Genomic DNA, 17,936 nt, shown 5'->3' with positions numbered 1-17,936 from the left:
ACTATAGCGGACTCAGAATAGTTTTTAATTTCAACTAAGTATTCATAAATAATAACATTCATATGACCTCATTTTTTCAATAGTATCTCTATTATAATTTTCATTATCTATTCGTTTCCAAAACACCTATCCATCCTGATAAACATCTCTACATAAAAAACCAGTTACTCATAAAACTTTCTGCCAACACTATAGACACTAAATCTGCTTTATAAATGTTAGCACCAAATACTGTATCTTCTATTGATGATTCTACCATTAAAATAATCAGTATATTAATCACTTTAGACAATAAAGATCTTATCTTATCTTTTTCTATTGCTTCTGATGCATTTTTCGCTCTTGAACCAAAAACAAAGTTTAATTCATTATTTGTTTTTAAAGTCTTTAACAGGTCTCCAAAATCTTCAAAATCTGCTGAAAGACCAGCGTCAATAAATCCGATATAATCTATTTCAACAAAACTGTATAAGTATCGTGACCCAGCTCTTACCGCTGCTGCTTTACCTCCATTTTTCTTCATATCTACAATACTTACTTTAGAAGGATTTATCTCTCGAATTTCTTGTAATACTTTTAATGTATTGTCTTTACTTCCATCATTTACAAAACATAAGTAATAGTCATTTTCTTTACTAACAAAATTTTTAAAAGCTGTAACATTTAGTCTTTTTTCCTCGTTAAAGCATGGTATGATTATTCCTGTCTTCATGAACGTTATTTTCGATTACGAGTTAAAAATAGGATAGGGAGGTATCCAAAATTGGGGTAATTCGATCATTCTAAAAAAGCTATCGATGAATGGTATTCATCGAAAGACGTACCACTCGTCGAAACCCAAAGCTTTATTGTATATTTAATCCAGAGAAAGTTTCTTGTATATTTAAAGGGAAGTTTCCGCTTAGGGTTATTGAATGGAGAAAAGAATTACAAACAAATATTTAATCAGTGCTTTACTTATTGGAGTTCTATTCCATGGCTCTAGTATCTTCTTTACATTAGAAACTACTTACGACGCATTGATTCATCTATTTTTTGCCGACCATTACGCATCTAGTTGGTTTGAGCCTTGGAACTATAGTTGGTACACTGGATTTACCGTTATGGGATATCCTCCGTTAGTACATCAAAGTATAGGACTACTATCTCTTATAGGAGGTCTTAAATTCGGTCTTTTTACAGTAGGTATCATTGCTATCATCCTATTTATAACAGGGGTCTATCGATTTTCGTTACTGATGACTGGTAAGAGAAATATTGCTGGATATGCCGCATTGGTTGCTGTATTCTCGTCTTCTTTTGTAGAAACCTTGCATATTTTTGGTCAATTACCAAGTATTATTGGAATCTCAGTTCTGATGCACGCATTACCCGAAATTTATTTGTGGATCAAAACCGGAAAATACAAATATTTAATTCGAGCTTTTAGTCTGTTAGCTGTTACAGTAACCTCTCATCATGTTACTCCAATTTTCGGAATGATCTTTTTTATATTTCCGCTTATCGGAATGGTAATTATGGACAGTGCTAAAGATCAAGTCGGTTCGTATTCTGCTATTCGATTTAAAACTTTTTTAAATACATTCTTTAAGCTTTTTTGGAGAATTGTAGGTTTTGGTATGGGGTCTTTAACGCTTATCATTTTTTGCATTTTACCTTATTGGATTAACACAAAAAACAACCCGATTACTCAGGTTCCTATCCCGCATGGTTCTAGAGATAATTTTTTAGAAATTACTTCATCTGGACTCGTTTTCTTCTTAATACCATGGGGAGTACTTTTGTTTATTTTTCCTTATTTATTTTATCGGTATTATAGTAAAAGATACTTGTTTTTTGGTTTATCCTTGACCTTACTAAGTATATTAGGTACAGGAGGAACAACTCCTATTCCTAAAGTCTTACTAGGGGATAATGCTTTTAATATTCTAACACTCGATAGGTTTACATTGTGGGCTTCTATTATGTCTTTGCCAATGTTTGGAGAGTTTTGTTATCGTTTTATAGAAGGAGATATTAAAAGAAGCCTCCAGAAAAAATTTGGTAGTGTTTACCATCGAATATTAGGAGGTTCTCTGGCTGGAGCTTATATTTTTGTATGCATATTTACCATGAGTTTAGGATACTTTAGACCTTCACAACCACAAAAAATAAAAATGCTCCCCATTTTAAACTTCCTGAAACAAGATCAACACGATCACTGGAGGTACTTACCCTTAGGTTTTGGGGATCAAATGGCATGGTTATCAGCTCAGACGAATGCAATGACCGTAGATGGCAATTATCACTCTGCAAGAAGACTTCCTGAATTGACTTCTAGAGCTGTCGAAAGATTAGAAAATTCAAAATTTAGAGGTGTAGAAGGTATTGGTTCATTACAACAATTTCTAACGGTACCCGAAAAATACAATTTAAAGTACGTGTTTTCTAATGATAAATTTTATGACCCAATTCTTTATTTCTGTGGTTGGCAGCGACTAAGACAATTAGAAAACGGTATCATGGTTTGGGAAAAATTAAACATTCCGCCCATACCTAACATTATTCCAAAAGATGATGTCGCTTTACCATTAAAACTTATGTGGGGTCTAATACCAGTCATAACAGTACTGCTAGCCTTTATAATTAATATCCAAACTATATGGATTCAAGCGCTTAAAACCAGAGATCAAAATCATCCAGATTTTTTTAAGTATGGAATAAAATATAAAGATTTCAAAAATTATATGATTCGTTTGGAGCATATCTGGATAGTGTTGCTTTTATTAATTATAAGCTATGGTAGTTATATTTTTTACATCAAAAATGCTACACAAATAAGTCCGCAAAATGTAGTAAAGGCCTATTATGACGCACTAGATTTCAAGGAATTTAAAAGAGCATATAGTTATATAGATCCTGAAAGTAATAAGGAAGAAGATCAATACATGTTAGAAATTGCGGTAACAGATGGTTTATTAAGTTCATACGCAAAAATGGACGAGATTAATGTAACTATTCTGGATCAAACGGATAGTACAGCAAAAGCTAGAGCTACTACGTATTGGATTACCCCATTAGAAAGGATAGACAAAGTATTTTACTTAGAACTCGTAAAACATAAAAGGGAATGGTTCGTAAAACCACCTAACTATGATCTTGATATTCCTCCTGATCAATTATTTTCACAAAATAAAACTCAGTTTTATAATCATGGAAGAAGAAGAATATCCTCTGAACAAACCTTTCATGAAGATGTTTTAAAACAGCCAGTTTTAGAAGTTCTCAATGCAAATCTTGTTAAAAATGATACGATATACACGGTAGTTGGAGAAATACAAAATATTGATAACGTGCCAGCAGATGTTATTATAAAGGCTACACTTTATAATTCTAAAAATCAAGAACTAGCCGTATATAACGCAAAGGATCAGATGAAACATAAACTGGTACCTAAAGAAATTACTAGTTTTAGGGTTAATTTTGAAGGGGTTGCTTGGATGAACAAAGACGAACAAAAACCTGAAACCTTCAATCCAGATGAATTTACTACTATAAATCTAACAGATATTCCTCTAACTTTTAACTTACAATGTGCGGGTAATGTAGCTACAACGGATTTATATAAAGGACTTGCTCTTTCTGAAGTTAAAATTGATAAAAATAAAGTACAGGGTATCTTATTTAATTCTGGTTTACAAGAAATCACTATCCCTCAATTGATTATATCGTATTATAATGATCAAAAAGAACTTATTTGGGTTGATCATTCTTATATAAGAGAAGGAATCAGACCTCAGCGTAAAAGACCTTTTACCTATATCTTAAAAGAAATCAGCAACTTAAAATCTATCAGTCAGGATATGGAAAATATTTTTATTAACGGATTACCCAATAAGGATATTAGTCATAAAGTAACCCCTAATAGAAGAAGAGATCAAAAGGATTATTCCTTTATACCAGTAGACGGAACTGGTTATAGTTTTATAAAAATAGACGTTAACAATTATATAGGAGCCCCTAATTAATGAAACTGAGAACATATACATATCTATTATTTTTAGTGATTCTCATTCTAGGGTTTACCACAAGCAATCCTATTATTAAGAATATTCAAAAAATAAATATTACAACGCTGCAAGCTAAAAACACTTATACTGCAGGTGAAGAAATTATTTTGAAATTTAAAGCAGAAGAATCTAGTGAAATTTCTCTTATTGTAAAAAGCTCTTATGGGATATCAGTTCTTAATTCTCAAGAAAAAGAGGGCAATTTAGTTTTTAAAATTCCTCCTTTTTTATCTCAAAAAAGAGGGGTAATCAATTATAAATTAGTTCATAATCTGCAAGAGATTTACTCAGGAAGTTTACATATTAAAGCATCTAAAATGATTAAAGAACCTCTAGAATCTTATTTAGGTCCGACAAGCATTACTGCAGGAGGAAAAGATTATGGTATGTTCACCGTAATACCTTCCGACAACTATGACAATCCAATTCAGGATAGTACTTTAGTTACAATCAAACATCAATTTTTAGATTTAGAAAAAGATTCTGAGCTATTTATAAATAATTTTATTGCTTGGAAAAATATATACTCTTATCAAGAATCGGGAAGAATTCTTGTCAGTGCAAACACAGGTAATTTAGCTTCAAAAGAATTTACACTTAATGTTTTTCCATCACAAGCTCAAGATTTTGAATTAAAGGTTTCAAAAAAACACGAGTATGCCGATGGAAATCAAATTGTAAAATTTTTTACTTCTGAAATTAAAGATGAATATGGTAATACTATAAGTGATGGACGTATCGTAGAGTTTAGCATTCTAACAAACCATAATGAACAATTACGAGCTTCTGGAACTACTATTAAGGGTGTGGCAACAGGATATATGATACATCCAGCTAAAGCATCATCGTGGACTGCGCAGGCCTTTATACCCGAAATGGCAGAAAGTGACCAACTTACTTTAGAATTTAAACCCGCAGTAACGGACTATACAATTACTTTTGATAAAGGAAAAAGAAATATTAAAGTAGGAGCTATCTTAAGTTTTATGAATCAAATTATACCGGATGGCGCCATGATTTCTTTACACGTATATAACAATGATACATTGACAGATACATTTACTGAATTTTCTTCTAAAGGGTTTGTAGACTTTTATTTATCTAATGATTTCTTTCCAGCGGGAGAATATACTTTAGAAGTTACAGGAATGGGCATTACTAAAAAATACGATCACATAGTATTGGAATGAAGAAACAAAATAAAATGATATACAGATCTTTCATTATTATTTCATTTATAATCATAAATGGACTTATTCTTTTTGGTATAAGTCAGACATTATCCTTTCTCAATACTGGTGCAGATCGTTCTATGATGCTTCATATTGGTGTAAAAAACAAGCAGGCATATATACCCAAAGTCAATTGGAAAGACACTATAAACCCTGCAAGACCAATTGAGAAACAAACTATGGGAGATATCCAAAAAGATTATATTAATTCCTGGTATGTTAGAAACGTAGGATATACAACTTATGATTCCTTAGGGATTTTCGATTTCTATACAGAAAGTGCTCGTGAAAATTTGATAAAAAGTATTGAGTTTAATATCGAAAATAAGGTAAAAGTAGTTAGCACCACGCTAAATCATAACCTAGCTTTGGATTTTTATAGTGCCGATGGACAATTAGTAGTTTTTGAGGATCAAAACGTAACATCATATACTCAGTTTTTTAAAGAAAATGAATTACAGTTTGCAACCAAAGATATTTCTGATTACAAAATAGCCATGTTGCTAGAAGATGGGTTCTGGAGAGTTCGCCATATAGTTAAAAAACCGCTATCACAACCAGATACCATATTACAAAAGAAATCCACATATGTAAAAGGAAAGAAAATTATAGTTGATAGTAGTACCTATCAGATAAAAGGAATCAATTATTACCCTCAAAAAAACCCTTGGAATATGTTTGGTGATGATTTTGAAATCGCTACGATTAGAAAGGATTTAGAAATTATTAAAAATGCAGGACTTAATACTATTAGAATTTTTGTGCCGTATGAAGAGTTTGGCAAAGAGTACGTAAAAGCCGAAAAACTTAAAAAACTAAAACAAGTATTAGACCTTGCGGAAGATACTAAACTAAAAGCAGTTGTTACTCTTTTTGATTTTTATGGAAATTATGCTATTGATGATTGGACTTTTACACATAGACATGCAGAGCAAATTGTTAATGCCATAAAAGATCACAAGGCACTCTTAGCTTGGGATATTAAAAATGAGCCTAATTTAGATTTTGAGAGTCGAAGAAAAGAAACCGTACTTGCTTGGTTAACGGAAATGACTCATCAAGTAAGATCTTTAGACAGTATACATCCTATAACGATTGGTTGGTCATCCATAGAATCCGCCAGCTTGTTAAGTGATAAATTAGATATTATCTCTTTTCATTATTATAGAGATTTAGAAAATTTTTCTGAGTCTTTTAATACGATATCCTCCATTAATAAACCGTTAGTATTACAAGAATTTGGCTTGTCTTCTAATAAAGGGCTATGGGCACCGTTTGGTAATTCTGAAAAAGATCAAGCTTCTTATCATGAGAAATTCCAGAAAATCATACAAAAGAATGAACTCCATTATATGTCGTGGACATTATATGATTTTGATAATATTCCTACGGAAGTAGTTGGTAGATTACCTTGGAGAAAAAATGCACAAAAACATTTTGGGTTTATTGATTCTGAAGGAAATAAAAAAGATGCTTTTCAATTTATAAGTTATTGAAAAACATCTTTAATTAAAACATATCAACACTTAATTACTAAATACAAAACTATAATATCTGTGCTATTTTAAACAGATACTCCTTGTAATTCTTTTTCTTTTTTTTTGCTTTTCCCTTTCTTTATATTCTTAAATGTATCAATGTACATTTTAGTTATTCTACTCATAGGGAATGCTGTAGCCGCTTTGTAATTTGCTTTTGCTAGTTGATTTCTATAGGTTGTATCTACTACGATTTTTTCTATTGCAGTAGCTAAACTATCGGTACTTTTAGGATCAAAAAACTCTCCTCTATACCCTTCTTCTTTTACTAATATACTAAGATCACCTAAATCAGGCATTACTACAGCTTTTCCATAACTTCCGGCCTGATGTAATACACCAGAACTTCCTGTAGTAGAGGTATAAGGAAATACGACCATTGCACTTTCTCCAAAAATTACAGGAACATCCTCCTCTTCTACATATCCAGTAAAGGTTACTTGCGGCACATCAAGATATTGTTTTTTTACCTGTTCCAAGTATCCCGGAGTATTCGGGTTATCGGTACCAGCAATCACAACTTCGAGATTGGCACCAGTAGTAGTTCTTACTTTTTTTACTGCATCGATTAATATTTCTACTTTTTTATAAGTTCCAAATTTTCCAAATGTCATCACCTTAAGCGGACCCTCTGGTAAATCATAAGAAGGTTCTTCCGGAATCTCAAAAGTACCGTGAGGAATAAGTACTACATTTTTGGCATTATATTTCTTTTCAAGAATATCAACATATTTACTTATCGTTACCGCTACTCGATCAGACGCTAATACAAATCTTGTTAAGATAGTTCCGATCCAATTAAATACGGTTTTTAATACTATATTATTGGTAAAACCGGCTTTACCTAAATCCACTTGCTCCATAATATTATGCAGTAAAACAACGGTTGGAATCTTTTTCATTTTGCATAGAAAAGGCAACAATAAACCCAAAGCAGCTGCAATTTTCTTGTCTCCAAACTTCATAAATTGAAGATTAAAAAGAATCGCATCTGGTTTTGTTTGCTTAACCGCTTTCATAACCGATATTATATTTCTATAACTGTTAAATTTCCAACAGGACTTTACAATCACTTTACAACCAGCCTCTTCGAACTCAATGTTGGCTTCTGACTCTGTAACGTCAGTTAACAACACCAACTCTGTTATCTCTTCTTGTTGCCTAAAATGTTTTACCAAATGAAAAGCATATTCATTTAATGTTACTTTACTTGGTGGATAAGCAGTTACAATTGCTAATTTCATGATTGTAGATTTATATTAAACTTGAGGTCCAAAAGGATATCACAAAGATGTATTATATCTCTTTAAGACTGCATTTGTTTTCGTTCAGATGCAATTTTGTGTCGACGATTGTAAAATATACTAATTTAGTTTGAATTTTCCCCATATTTATAAAAGAAATACGCTAATTGAACAACTAATAAAACAGCCATTGCAATTATTTGTACCAATACTACTTCTAACAAAGAGCTATGAAAAAATATGATCAATAAAATTTGTGAAATTCCTAATAACCCAGAAACTACTACTGGTATATATTGATCTAGTGACAAGAAATAATATGCAAATATGTTAGACACTGCGAACAATGCTGTGGCAATTGCATATTTCCAAAGTAATGGAGCCATGGATAAATAAGCGTCACCGAATAAAACATGAATTGCAAATTCTGGAAAAAGATAACAACCTAAAACAACAACAGAAGCCAGTCCTACGACATATCCTACATATTTAACTAGAATTGGGGCAGTGGCTTCTCCTAATTTTTTCTTTTCTATTACGGCTGGTAATAGAAGCATTACGAACATCCAAGTTACAAAATATACCACTCTTCCTATAAGTGCAAGAGAAGCATATAATCCAGCATCATATTCTGCAAAATAGTGCTTAACTAATAAGATGTCACTATTATTAATTATTATTTGGGTTAACTCATAAAAGGCTGTAAGCACAAAAAACTTACTAATCTGACTCGTTTGTTCTTTGCTTAATACATTTGTCACACGCAGCGAAAAGTTCTCTTTTTTAAAAGGCAATAGACCAAAAAAGAATGAAATCACAATCCCTGTTACCACTAAAATCGAAGAGTTTACTTGAGAAATCGTAAAAATCAATAACAATGTAATAATCAAACGACTAAACATTTCTCCTTGATATGTCCAAGCTAGTTTCTCAAACCTTTTAGTACCTTGAAAAAAACCTCTATTTACGCTCATTATAAAATAGATCGGTACTCCTAATCCAAAAAGAGTGAACATTAATGAAGAGTTCGTATTAAAAAGCTCTTGCAACTGTTTAGCGAAAACAATCATCACTGCACCTATAATGATACCGGTAATACCTGCATATTTATAAACTAAAGAAATAAAACTTTTAAAAGTAGTATTCTCAAATAAAACGGAAAACTTTGCTGTGGCTAATTGAAATGTCATTGCTACGAAAGACAACACCAACAAAAATGTTATCAATAGTGCGGCATCCGCAAACATTTCAGGCCCTAAAATTCTACCTAACAATAAGTTATAGAGATAATTCCCTGCATTAACTACTATAACGCTAAGCATAAATTTTTGTTCCGACGTGAGTTTTGGAATGAATGTGCTAGTAATCATTTCTATATATATGTGTAAGTTTATTTCTTTTTAAGAATTTAAAAACTATTTTGTTACTTATCCCTAGGATAAATAATACTTTACTTCTTCTTTGAGCTTTAGTATAAATTTTTTTCAAAACAGGTAACGCTTTTTCATCGATCCTCTTTACTTTATTAAGACACATTACAACTTCTTCATAATGATCTAATAAGTAATTAAAATGTTCTTTTACTTTATGGACATTTTGAGATGTAAAATCTCCTATTACCTCTATTTTTCCATTGACGTTATTTATTTCTAATTCCATGATCTTTAATTTTGGGGTTATTTTTTAAACAAAATCTTTTCTAATCATATAATTAACTTTACCAAAGGCTTTCGTAATCATATGGTTTTCGGATCCGATCATATAGAAAATCTTATTTTTCTTGATTGCTTTTCTATATAAATTAGTCAATACCTGAATTCCATGGGCGTCAATTCTCTTAACTTTTTCTAGAGATAGAATAATCTTTTCAGAAGAGCTCATTAATTGTTCAAAATGATGTTTCAGTGACATTGTATTTGTTCCTTCAACATTTCCTTCTAATTCATAAACTCCATAATTATTAGTTATTTTAAGTGCCATATCATTTTATTTTAGGTTATACTGCAAAGATGTCTTTCCTTTTTAATTCTAAACTCTAATTTTAGATAAGCTACAAGTTAGTATAGATGAATGGTGAAAAATAACAGATTGATTATAAATAACTATTAATCAGTCTTATGTAAATTTAGATATATTAGCCGGCTAAACATTACTGTAAAACCACAACAAAATTAAGGTCTGAATCAAAATCCGTGTATTACAACCGTTTTACTTGTTTTTTATCGGTTATTTTAACTTTTAATTAACTTTTTTAGGAAGAAAAAACCTCCTCTAAGTATTCTTTTTAACATTTAATAAGCCTTATTTTCATTTCAAATTATATAAATCCGAATAAAAAGTTGAAAATTCCCTTAAAAAAAGTACGTTAATGTTTTTCGTTATTAAGACAAAGACATACCTTAACTACCTAAACTTTATGTAAAGATTATACTAATAAAAAAATATTCTGAAAAGATATTCTTACCTTGTTAACAATGAAAAATTGTCTATGAACAAAGTATTATTTTTAATGCTCTTTCTTTGTATTAGCCATATCTCTATGGGACAGGATATGAAAGAAGGATTTAATCATCTCGAGAATGGTGCATACGATAAAGCCAAAGTCTTTTTTCAAAATATCCTTCAAGAATATCCAGATAACCGAACAGCAAAATTATGCTATGGTAGGGCAATTGGTCTTCTTGGTGAATCCAAAAAAGCCGTAGCTATTTTTACAGAATTAAAAACAATGTATCCTGATGATTACGAGATAAAACTTAATTATGCTGAATCATTATTATGGGATAAAAACTTTAATGCAGCTGAAACATATTATGAGCGTATCGTAAAAGAAAAACCAAATAGCTTTGCCGCTGTTCTTGGTTATGCTAATACGCTTTCTAATTTAAAAAAGTATCCTTCTGCTCTAGAAACTGTAAATAAAGCCTTAGAAATACAAGTTGGTAATAACAATGCACTAGTATCTAGAAAATATATTAGACTCGGGTATGCCTTTACTTTGTCTCAAAATAAAGAGTATGATAAAGCTTTAACTCTTTTAGACCAAAATTTAGAAGATTTCCCTGATGACAAAGATACATTACTAAACAAAGCAAATATTTATTTAGTGATTAATCAGTATGCTGATGCTGAAGAGATGTATTATAAAACTGCAAAAAACCGTAAGGATAGTATCATATCATTACAAGGATTATCACTCGTTGCTCATAAAATGCATAAAGAAAAAAAAGCGCTTGATTTAGCTAAGGAATCTTTGAAAAAAGCCAAAACCCTAGAATCGGACAATGAAATTCTTCTTAGTTCTTACGAAAGATACGTACAAGCCTTGTTTTGGAATAGAAAATTTAAGGATGCTAAAACTTCTATTGATGAACTTAAAAACAAATACCCTGGTAATTCTAAATTATCAAGCCTACAAGCAACTTATGGAATGTACACCAGTGATTTTGGAATGAGTCTTGATCAATACAGTACTATTCTTGATTCTGATAAAAGTTCTTTTGATGGCAATCTTGGGATTGCTAATGCCTATAGAGCTTCTGGCCTGGATATGAAAGCGTATGAATTTGCATTTAAAACGCTCTCCTATTATCCGAAACAGTCAGATGCGGAAAAATTAATTTCTGACTTAAAAATTTCTCACACTCCTTTTGTTGAAAACAAAACAGCATTCACTTTTGATAATGGAGATAATGAAGCTATTAGTACAAGTTTTAATACTGAAATACCTTTATCTACTAAGCTAAAGATAAAAGGCAGCTATTCTTTTCGATCAACCGAAAATACCAGAACCAATATTAAAGCTGAGTCACAGGAAGCTTCAATTGGTTTGGATTATAAATTTAGCGGTAAAATTAGTCTAAAAACTTCTTTAGGATTAAATAACTCTAATGCAGAAACAGATAGTTATTCAGGGATTATTGCAGAAGTTACCTTAAGTACTAAACCTTTTAAGCTTCAGAGTTTAGATATAGGATATAAAAGAGAATTCCAAAACTTTAATGCGGACCTTATTGATAGGGAAATAGTCATGAATAATTATTCTATCAATTATAATTTAGGCACTAATTTTAATTTAGGATGGTACACGCAAGCTATCTACACCTCTCAATCTGATGATAATAGTAGAAATTTACTCTTCACATCATTATATTATAATGTATTAAACAGACCCGTATTAAAGGTTGGATTGAATTATCAATATATATCTTTTAAAAACCAAGTCCCAACTATATATTTTAGCCCTTCATCATTTAACTTAGTAGAGATTTTTGCCGAAATACTAAACAATCAAAATAATGATTGGTTCTACAGTCTTAGTGCTGCTTTGGGTCGCCAGTTTGTCGAAGAAGATCCTGCATCAACTACGTTTAGAGCTGAAGGTAAGATAGGGCACCATTTTTCTAAGAGATTTACAGCAAATTTTTATGGCAAATACAGTAATATCGCTTCAGCCACTGCAGCTGGATTTGAATTCACGGAAATTGGCTTTAGACTAAAATGGTACTTCTTAAAAAAACCTATTTTCAATAAAAAAATTGAAAAACTAAGGTTGTAATAACCTAACTTTCATGAAAAATAGCGAGAATAAAATATTTATTCTCGCTATTTGACCCCAAAACTCAACCTAACTCTTCTCTTTAATTATTCTTTCATAAGACTACCTTGATATATTTTATTATTAGAATCAGATACGATGTACTTATAGATACCTGTATGTAACTCTTTAGCATCAAACTTTGCTTCTGTAGCAGAAATCATTTGTAATTCTTCGTTTCTTACAATTCTTCCTAACATATCAACAACCATAATCTTGATCGTTCCTTGTAATGTTTCTGGCACTCTAATAAACGTAGCGCTCTGAACAGGATTAGGGTAGTTCATTACATTTGCTACTTTCTCTTGAATTTCATGCTCCTCCGTACTTAATACTGTATTGTTTGTAAAAGCTACTTTCTGAATCTCTACGTCAAAGTCTGAAAAATTTTGATAATCTCCCTGAACCGAGAATACAACACTTCTTATATCTGTAACATCAATTGACAACTGTTGTGCATTCACAAAATCCGAGAATTCAATATTATACAATGTACTAACAGCATTTGCATTTATTGTAAACCTAAGTCTATCATTCCAATCCGTTAGATCTTTAGTTACAATAATAACTTCTATATCTCTTGTAGTAGTCATCTCAAACTGTAGTGCATCATAATCCTCCACATTCAATGTAGCATCTCCTGCTACTATGTTTCTAAAAATATTTACTGTTTCCTTCACTTCACCTTTTACTGATATACCTCTTTCCACAGTGTAGTTATCATCAGATGCTACTTCTGTTTGTTCTAGAACTTCAAAAGTTTCTAAAACTACTCCTTCATTTCCATAATCAAGTCCCCAAGGACCGTCTGCTAGATATAAAGCATCTATCTGAGCTGAGTTATCACCAGTTATAGAAAATCCTATATCGAATAAAAACCCAGTATCGATAGTAACTTGCTCTCTATATACTCCTGATAAAGAAACTATCTGAGATAATCCTTCTTCAGAAGATAATTCGGTATTTCTTATATTTCCATTGAAATTCATAGATGAAACTCCTTCCTTATTAACAATATCTAATATAAGTTGTCCGTTATCATATCTTCCTTTTTCTACAAATACAGATGGTATTCTATTAGTTACTTCGTGACTTCTCATCGGTTTATCAGAAATAAAAGTATCTAAAATATGGTTTGCAATATTAGCTACTTGTGATACAGAACCTCCCCAAACCTGGAAGTTTGTATAATCTCCTTCTGGGTAACTATCGATATTCCATAAACTATAGATTTCATTTTCAGATTCTCCCTCTTTTATAGAAAAAGTCAAAGCATATTCTATTTCTCCTGTAGCTCTTTCAATTCGTGTACTAATAATGGTATGATTTCTGATCTCTACGGTTCTTAAGTCTAATAATTTAGATCCGTTAAGACGATCACATATCGTCTTAGAATGGTCATAAATATTTCCTGTTGTTGTAGTTGCTAATCCTGCAGCTACTCTTTCTTCATTTTGATAATAGTCTACAGAGAATACTGAATTGGCATTGGTAATCCCAAGTAAATCTTCTGGACTAGATACATACGTAGATTCTGAACCTGCCACTCCTGTAGTTGGGAAATAAAGACTTAAATCTTCATTGTTGCTCGACTTATAGGATACAACACCAGGTTGAAACTTTCTCTGCGATTTTTTTGTATTAAAAATTGTATTTGACTTCGTTCTGTTAAAATTACGTTGCGCTATTAAACTTGCCAAATCACCATTACTTTCTAATCCTCCGTCATTAGCCGAAGTTACATCTGTAGCACTATTTATGTCTGCATAATTATCTGTTTTAATCGCCGTTATTGGACTTGCTGTAATATAGAATAATGCATCATTAAAATCCTGATCACAAGAAGCGTAATCTCTTCTTATATCCTCAAATCCTAAAATTATTCTTTCAGAATCTGGATCATTAAGTAATACATTATGATATCTTAAAGTTTCATCACTTTCCGGATTATAATCTGGATTAGAATACAATTGCCAGTTACCTGTATCAACACATCCATCTTTCCAAGCATCCGCTAACAACACCCATCCTATACCTGTATTAGGAGGAAAACTACCGATACTCACTTTATCACCTACTTCTAAATCTCCACCACTTCCTACTGCAGAAACATTAGGAAAAATAATAGTAATATCTTCTGGCTGCGGAATTGTTTCGTAAGGATTGTCTGCATCATATGTATAAAAACCTAACGTGTTTTTATAACCTGCTCCTTCTCCTACAAACGTGATCCAAATTTCAGCATTTTCTTGTAAAACTACATCTGTATCGTATCCAGATGAAATATAGTGCGGATTAAAATCCGGTACTGGATATCCTTCTGGTAATGCATTATTAATCATATCAACAGTTTCTTGATTCACTACATCCTGACCATCAAGGTATAATGGCTTTCCATTAGAATCGAAATCTCCTAAATAGTTATATCTATCACAGATTGCCGGTATTGGAAAACTTGCTGGAGTCTGACCTCCATTTTCTGAATCAAAACCAGTTTTTCTTTGATCATAGTGATCATCTAAACCATCATTATCAGAATCAATTCCTGAAGCAGTAGTCTCAGCAATTCCATCTCCATCACTATCATAAGCTTCCGTATTATCAGAAATACCATCGTTGTCAGAATCTACATCTAAATGATTATAATCGTTATCTCCATCGGTATCAACATCTCCATTCGTTGACCCTCCGAAATCAGGATCAAAATTATCATCTAACCCATCTTTATCTTCATCCGTATTAGAAAGTCCTAAAAATGTAGTCGAATCTTGCCCTTCTATTAAATCAATAATCCCGTCATTATCAGAATCAATATCATAACAATCATAAACTTGATCATTGTCTGTATCTAATGGAATGAAATCTGTGCCTAACTGATCTGTATCGAATGCATCAGCAATCCCATCATTATCGGTATCTTGATATCCAGCATCTTGATTGTTACAAACCCCATCATTGTTCGTATCATTACTTCCTGCTCCAGCTTCTACTATATCATAAATTCCATCATTATCAGAATCAATATCTAAGAAATCAGGATTTCCATCACTATCTCTATCAAAAGCATCTTGTACTACATTATCTCCATTTCCACTTATATCGTTATCTAAATAATTAAACATCCCGTCATCGTCACTATCTCCATATGGATCTGTACCATTACATTCTACTATATTAGATAACCCGTCTCCATCTACATCCGCGTCCATAGAATCTAAAATTCCATCAGCATCTTTATCCAAAGGAGAAATACCGCTAGCACATTTAAATCCATCATTGGAATTGGTTGTTTCTGTTAAGTTTAATAGTGTAGCTGTAGGATTTGCTCCTTCATAATCATTGATTAAATATAAACCTCCATTATTATCCGAAACATATAATCTATTATCTGTGTCTGCATATGCTGCTCCAAAGGTACTAGATGGGAGGTTTGCTACAGTCTTACTTGAAAAAACAGGAGTTCCAGTAGATAAATCCCATTTAAACAACTTACCTCTACTTCCTCCATAAAAAGCACCGTTAACATATACTATGTCCGCGCAAGTACTTGGCGCGGTAACATCTGCTTCTACAATCTCGAATTGCGGGGAATAACTCCCATCGTAATCTTTTAGATTCGTTATCTTATGAAAAGTTCTTTTATTATTGTTCTGAAATACCCATAAATTCCCATCAGGATCTACATCTGCAGCATAACCACCTCCAAAGACTGTAGTACCATTAGGAGCTACTGCTCCTAGATCGATAATCATGTCTTTTGCTATTCGTAGTAAGTGATCGTCACCACTCTTTATTCCATATAAAAAATTATCTACAGCATTATATCCTCCAGCATTATATGAGCTGTAGGAATGTAACGCCTCTGAATATGATCCCGTAATTGGATCGTACGCTTTCATAGATCCTGAAATTACTTGATAAAACGTTCCATCATTACAATCAAACTCCTGCTGAGCAGAAATTGATAAGCTTATTATTGCGGTTAAAAAAGTAAAGATTCGTCTCATAACAATATAGATTTTCGGTTTGGATTACTCCAAAATTAATTAAGACTTGTAGATAATTAGTAAAATACTCGTTCCGTGCACTTTCTAGCCCGTTGGATGGTTTAGTTTGTTAGATAAGTGGGAATTAGGCAATAATATTAAATAAGAGAGCGGAATAAATAATCATTTATTCCGCTCTCTGGGGCAAAAACAAAACCAAACTCAAATCTTCAAATCATAATCTCTAAACTATTTTGTATTCTGTGCGAATTAAATTTATCAGAATGTTTTCTTGAAAAGGTTTATTAGTTTATTATATTATGAGATCATTGGTTTATTAGTTTTATTCATCAGAATTAATACTTAAAATACGCTCTCTCATTGTGTTAATTTGATTTCCATCAAAATCTTTTCTTAGATAAGGTCTAACTCGTGTCATAATATTTCCCTCTACATCGCAATGAAAAAGTCCAAGAGCGTGTCCTATTTCGTGTGGACTTGTAGATTGAAATAAAAACTCATCCGTGATTAAAGCTCTTTGTCTAAGTCCAATACCAGCGATAGCAATTGTATTAGTTCTAGGTATTACATATATATTCAAGCGATCTTGTTTATAAGAATCTTGGGTTTCTCTACTAAATACTGCTGATTCATTACCTCTATTATCCTTAAGGTCATACAATTCGCTATTAATAACGACTCTTGATTCTCCCATTTCTATTCCGATATCGTTTCTATTAAAAAAACAACCATTTAGAAATTCAAGATATTTAGCTTCATCCAATTGATACATTGACTTATCATGATTTTCTGAAGGAACTACATATATTATATCAACAAGCAACTTTGCTGTTGGATTATCCACAAATATTGGTTCTATGAATAATGGTGCGGAATCATCTTCTACTGAACATGAATAGGTAGTTAAGAGGATCAGTATAATAGGTAACAATTTTTTCATAATTTCTGAAGATTAGGGGTTTATAAATAATCAGAAACTTAATTTTAGGCGCGCATACTTTTCCGTTTCATTACTTTAAAGCTACCTAGATATAGGTGTTTAAACGAGATTTTTCGGTGAGTGGTAGATATCTATCGATGAATCGGTATTTTATTGAAGATCAGGCGTTTCATCGATTTTCGATAGATGGGGTATATGAGGCTGTGACGGCACTAAATTAAGGGGTGTATCGACGAATGGTTTCTCATAAAAGAGTTAAAAAAGAAAAATGCACTAATCATATTATAAAGATTAATGCATTTTTTATACGGTATGCGTATTAATTTACT

11 protein-coding genes are annotated in these 17,936 nt (G+C 31.8%); 4 read left to right on the top strand and 7 right to left on the bottom strand.

All coding sequences use genetic code 11. From position 1 onward, the window contains the following. Positions 1–148: 148 nt before the first annotated feature. A complete protein-coding gene (locus BMY33_RS14590) occupies positions 149–712 on the bottom strand; it encodes a glycosyltransferase (RefSeq protein WP_091409922.1) in 564 nt (187 codons plus the stop codon). Between the two features lie 202 nt (positions 713–914). On the opposite strand from BMY33_RS14590, the gene BMY33_RS14585 reads away from it, so the two are divergent. From BMY33_RS14585 to BMY33_RS14575, 3 genes are read left to right on the top strand one after another with little or no spacing between them, the layout of a single operon-like run. Then, positions 915–4,007, top strand: coding sequence for a hypothetical protein (locus BMY33_RS14585; protein WP_091409919.1), 3,093 nt, complete (start codon positions 915–917; stop codon positions 4,005–4,007). Continuing rightward, the gene (locus BMY33_RS23485) at positions 4,007–5,239 is read left to right on the top strand and encodes a hypothetical protein (protein WP_091409918.1); all 1,233 of its coding nucleotides are present in this window, start codon (positions 4,007–4,009) and stop codon (positions 5,237–5,239) included. The genes BMY33_RS14585 and BMY33_RS23485 overlap by 1 nt, the downstream gene beginning before the upstream one ends. A 14-nt stretch (positions 5,240–5,253) precedes the next feature. Further along, the gene (locus BMY33_RS14575) at positions 5,254–6,777 is read left to right on the top strand and encodes a glycoside hydrolase family 2 TIM barrel-domain containing protein (protein ID WP_244543030.1); all 1,524 of its coding nucleotides are present in this window, start codon (positions 5,254–5,256) and stop codon (positions 6,775–6,777) included. 68 nt (positions 6,778–6,845) lie between these two features. On the opposite strand, the gene BMY33_RS14570 is transcribed toward BMY33_RS14575, so the two are convergent. The 4 genes from BMY33_RS14570 to BMY33_RS14555 all read right to left on the bottom strand — a co-directional run bounded on the left by BMY33_RS14570 (position 6,846) and on the right by BMY33_RS14555 (position 10,043). After that, positions 6,846–8,063 carry a glycosyltransferase gene (locus BMY33_RS14570; RefSeq protein WP_091409914.1) on the bottom strand — a complete coding sequence of 406 codons (1,218 nt, stop codon included), beginning with the start codon at positions 8,061–8,063 and terminating at the stop codon, positions 6,846–6,848. A 125-nt stretch (positions 8,064–8,188) separates the two neighbouring features. Then, entirely contained in the window at positions 8,189–9,385 is a 1,197-nt protein-coding gene (locus BMY33_RS14565; protein WP_139195664.1) for an MATE family efflux transporter, read from the bottom strand. 37 nt (positions 9,386–9,422) lie between these two features. Continuing rightward, on the bottom strand, positions 9,423–9,722 hold the full coding sequence (locus BMY33_RS14560) for an STAS domain-containing protein (RefSeq protein ID WP_091409910.1): 300 nt from the start codon (positions 9,720–9,722) through the stop codon (positions 9,423–9,425). 24 nt (positions 9,723–9,746) lie between these two features. Next, positions 9,747–10,043 (bottom strand): STAS domain-containing protein, encoded by a 297-nt coding sequence (locus BMY33_RS14555; RefSeq protein ID WP_091409907.1) that lies wholly within the window; start codon positions 10,041–10,043, stop codon positions 9,747–9,749. A 508-nt stretch (positions 10,044–10,551) separates the two neighbouring features. On the opposite strand from BMY33_RS14555, the gene BMY33_RS14550 reads away from it, so the two are divergent. Next, positions 10,552–12,621 (top strand): tetratricopeptide repeat protein, encoded by a 2,070-nt coding sequence (locus BMY33_RS14550; RefSeq protein WP_091409905.1) that lies wholly within the window; start codon positions 10,552–10,554, stop codon positions 12,619–12,621. An 86-nt stretch (positions 12,622–12,707) separates the two neighbouring features. Here BMY33_RS14550 and BMY33_RS14545 read toward each other — a convergent pair whose 3' ends face one another. Together BMY33_RS14545 and BMY33_RS14540 are read right to left on the bottom strand one after the other, a co-directional pair. Next, complete coding sequence (locus BMY33_RS14545) at positions 12,708–16,667, bottom strand: DUF6923 family protein (protein WP_091409903.1); 3,960 nt, start codon at positions 16,665–16,667, stop codon at positions 12,708–12,710. A 322-nt stretch (positions 16,668–16,989) separates the two neighbouring features. Further along, positions 16,990–17,607 carry a matrixin family metalloprotease gene (locus tag BMY33_RS14540; protein WP_091409901.1) on the bottom strand — a complete coding sequence of 206 codons (618 nt, stop codon included), beginning with the start codon at positions 17,605–17,607 and terminating at the stop codon, positions 16,990–16,992. Positions 17,608–17,936: the final 329 nt, after the last annotated feature.

The sequence above is a fragment of the Aquimarina amphilecti genome (assembly GCF_900109375.1).
Classification (GTDB): Bacteria; Bacteroidota; Bacteroidia; order Flavobacteriales; family Flavobacteriaceae; genus Aquimarina; species Aquimarina amphilecti.
The sequence above is the reverse complement of the archived record's forward strand: the minus strand, read 5'-3'. Positions and strand labels throughout refer to the sequence as shown.

Excerpts from the sequence above, each read along its gene's own strand:
- BMY33_RS14585 (WP_091409919.1), top strand. The coding sequence starts at position 915 with ATGGAGAAAAGAATTACAAACAAATATTTAATCAGTGCTTTACTTATT.
- BMY33_RS14565 (WP_139195664.1), bottom strand. The coding sequence starts at position 9,385 with ATGCTTAGCGTTATAGTAGTTAATGCAGGGAATTATCTCTATAACTTA.
- BMY33_RS14575 (WP_244543030.1), top strand. The coding sequence starts at position 5,254 with ATGATATACAGATCTTTCATTATTATTTCATTTATAATCATAAATGGA.
- BMY33_RS14545 (WP_091409903.1), bottom strand. The coding sequence starts at position 16,667 with ATGAGACGAATCTTTACTTTTTTAACCGCAATAATAAGCTTATCAATT.
- BMY33_RS14570 (WP_091409914.1), bottom strand. The coding sequence starts at position 8,063 with ATGAAATTAGCAATTGTAACTGCTTATCCACCAAGTAAAGTAACATTA.
- BMY33_RS14560 (WP_091409910.1), bottom strand. The coding sequence starts at position 9,722 with ATGGAATTAGAAATAAATAACGTCAATGGAAAAATAGAGGTAATAGGA.
- BMY33_RS14590 (WP_091409922.1), bottom strand. The coding sequence starts at position 712 with ATGAAGACAGGAATAATCATACCATGCTTTAACGAGGAAAAAAGACTA.
- BMY33_RS14550 (WP_091409905.1), top strand. The coding sequence starts at position 10,552 with ATGAACAAAGTATTATTTTTAATGCTCTTTCTTTGTATTAGCCATATC.
- BMY33_RS14555 (WP_091409907.1), bottom strand. The coding sequence starts at position 10,043 with ATGGCACTTAAAATAACTAATAATTATGGAGTTTATGAATTAGAAGGA.
- BMY33_RS23485 (WP_091409918.1), top strand. The coding sequence starts at position 4,007 with ATGAAACTGAGAACATATACATATCTATTATTTTTAGTGATTCTCATT.
- BMY33_RS14540 (WP_091409901.1), bottom strand. The coding sequence starts at position 17,607 with ATGAAAAAATTGTTACCTATTATACTGATCCTCTTAACTACCTATTCA.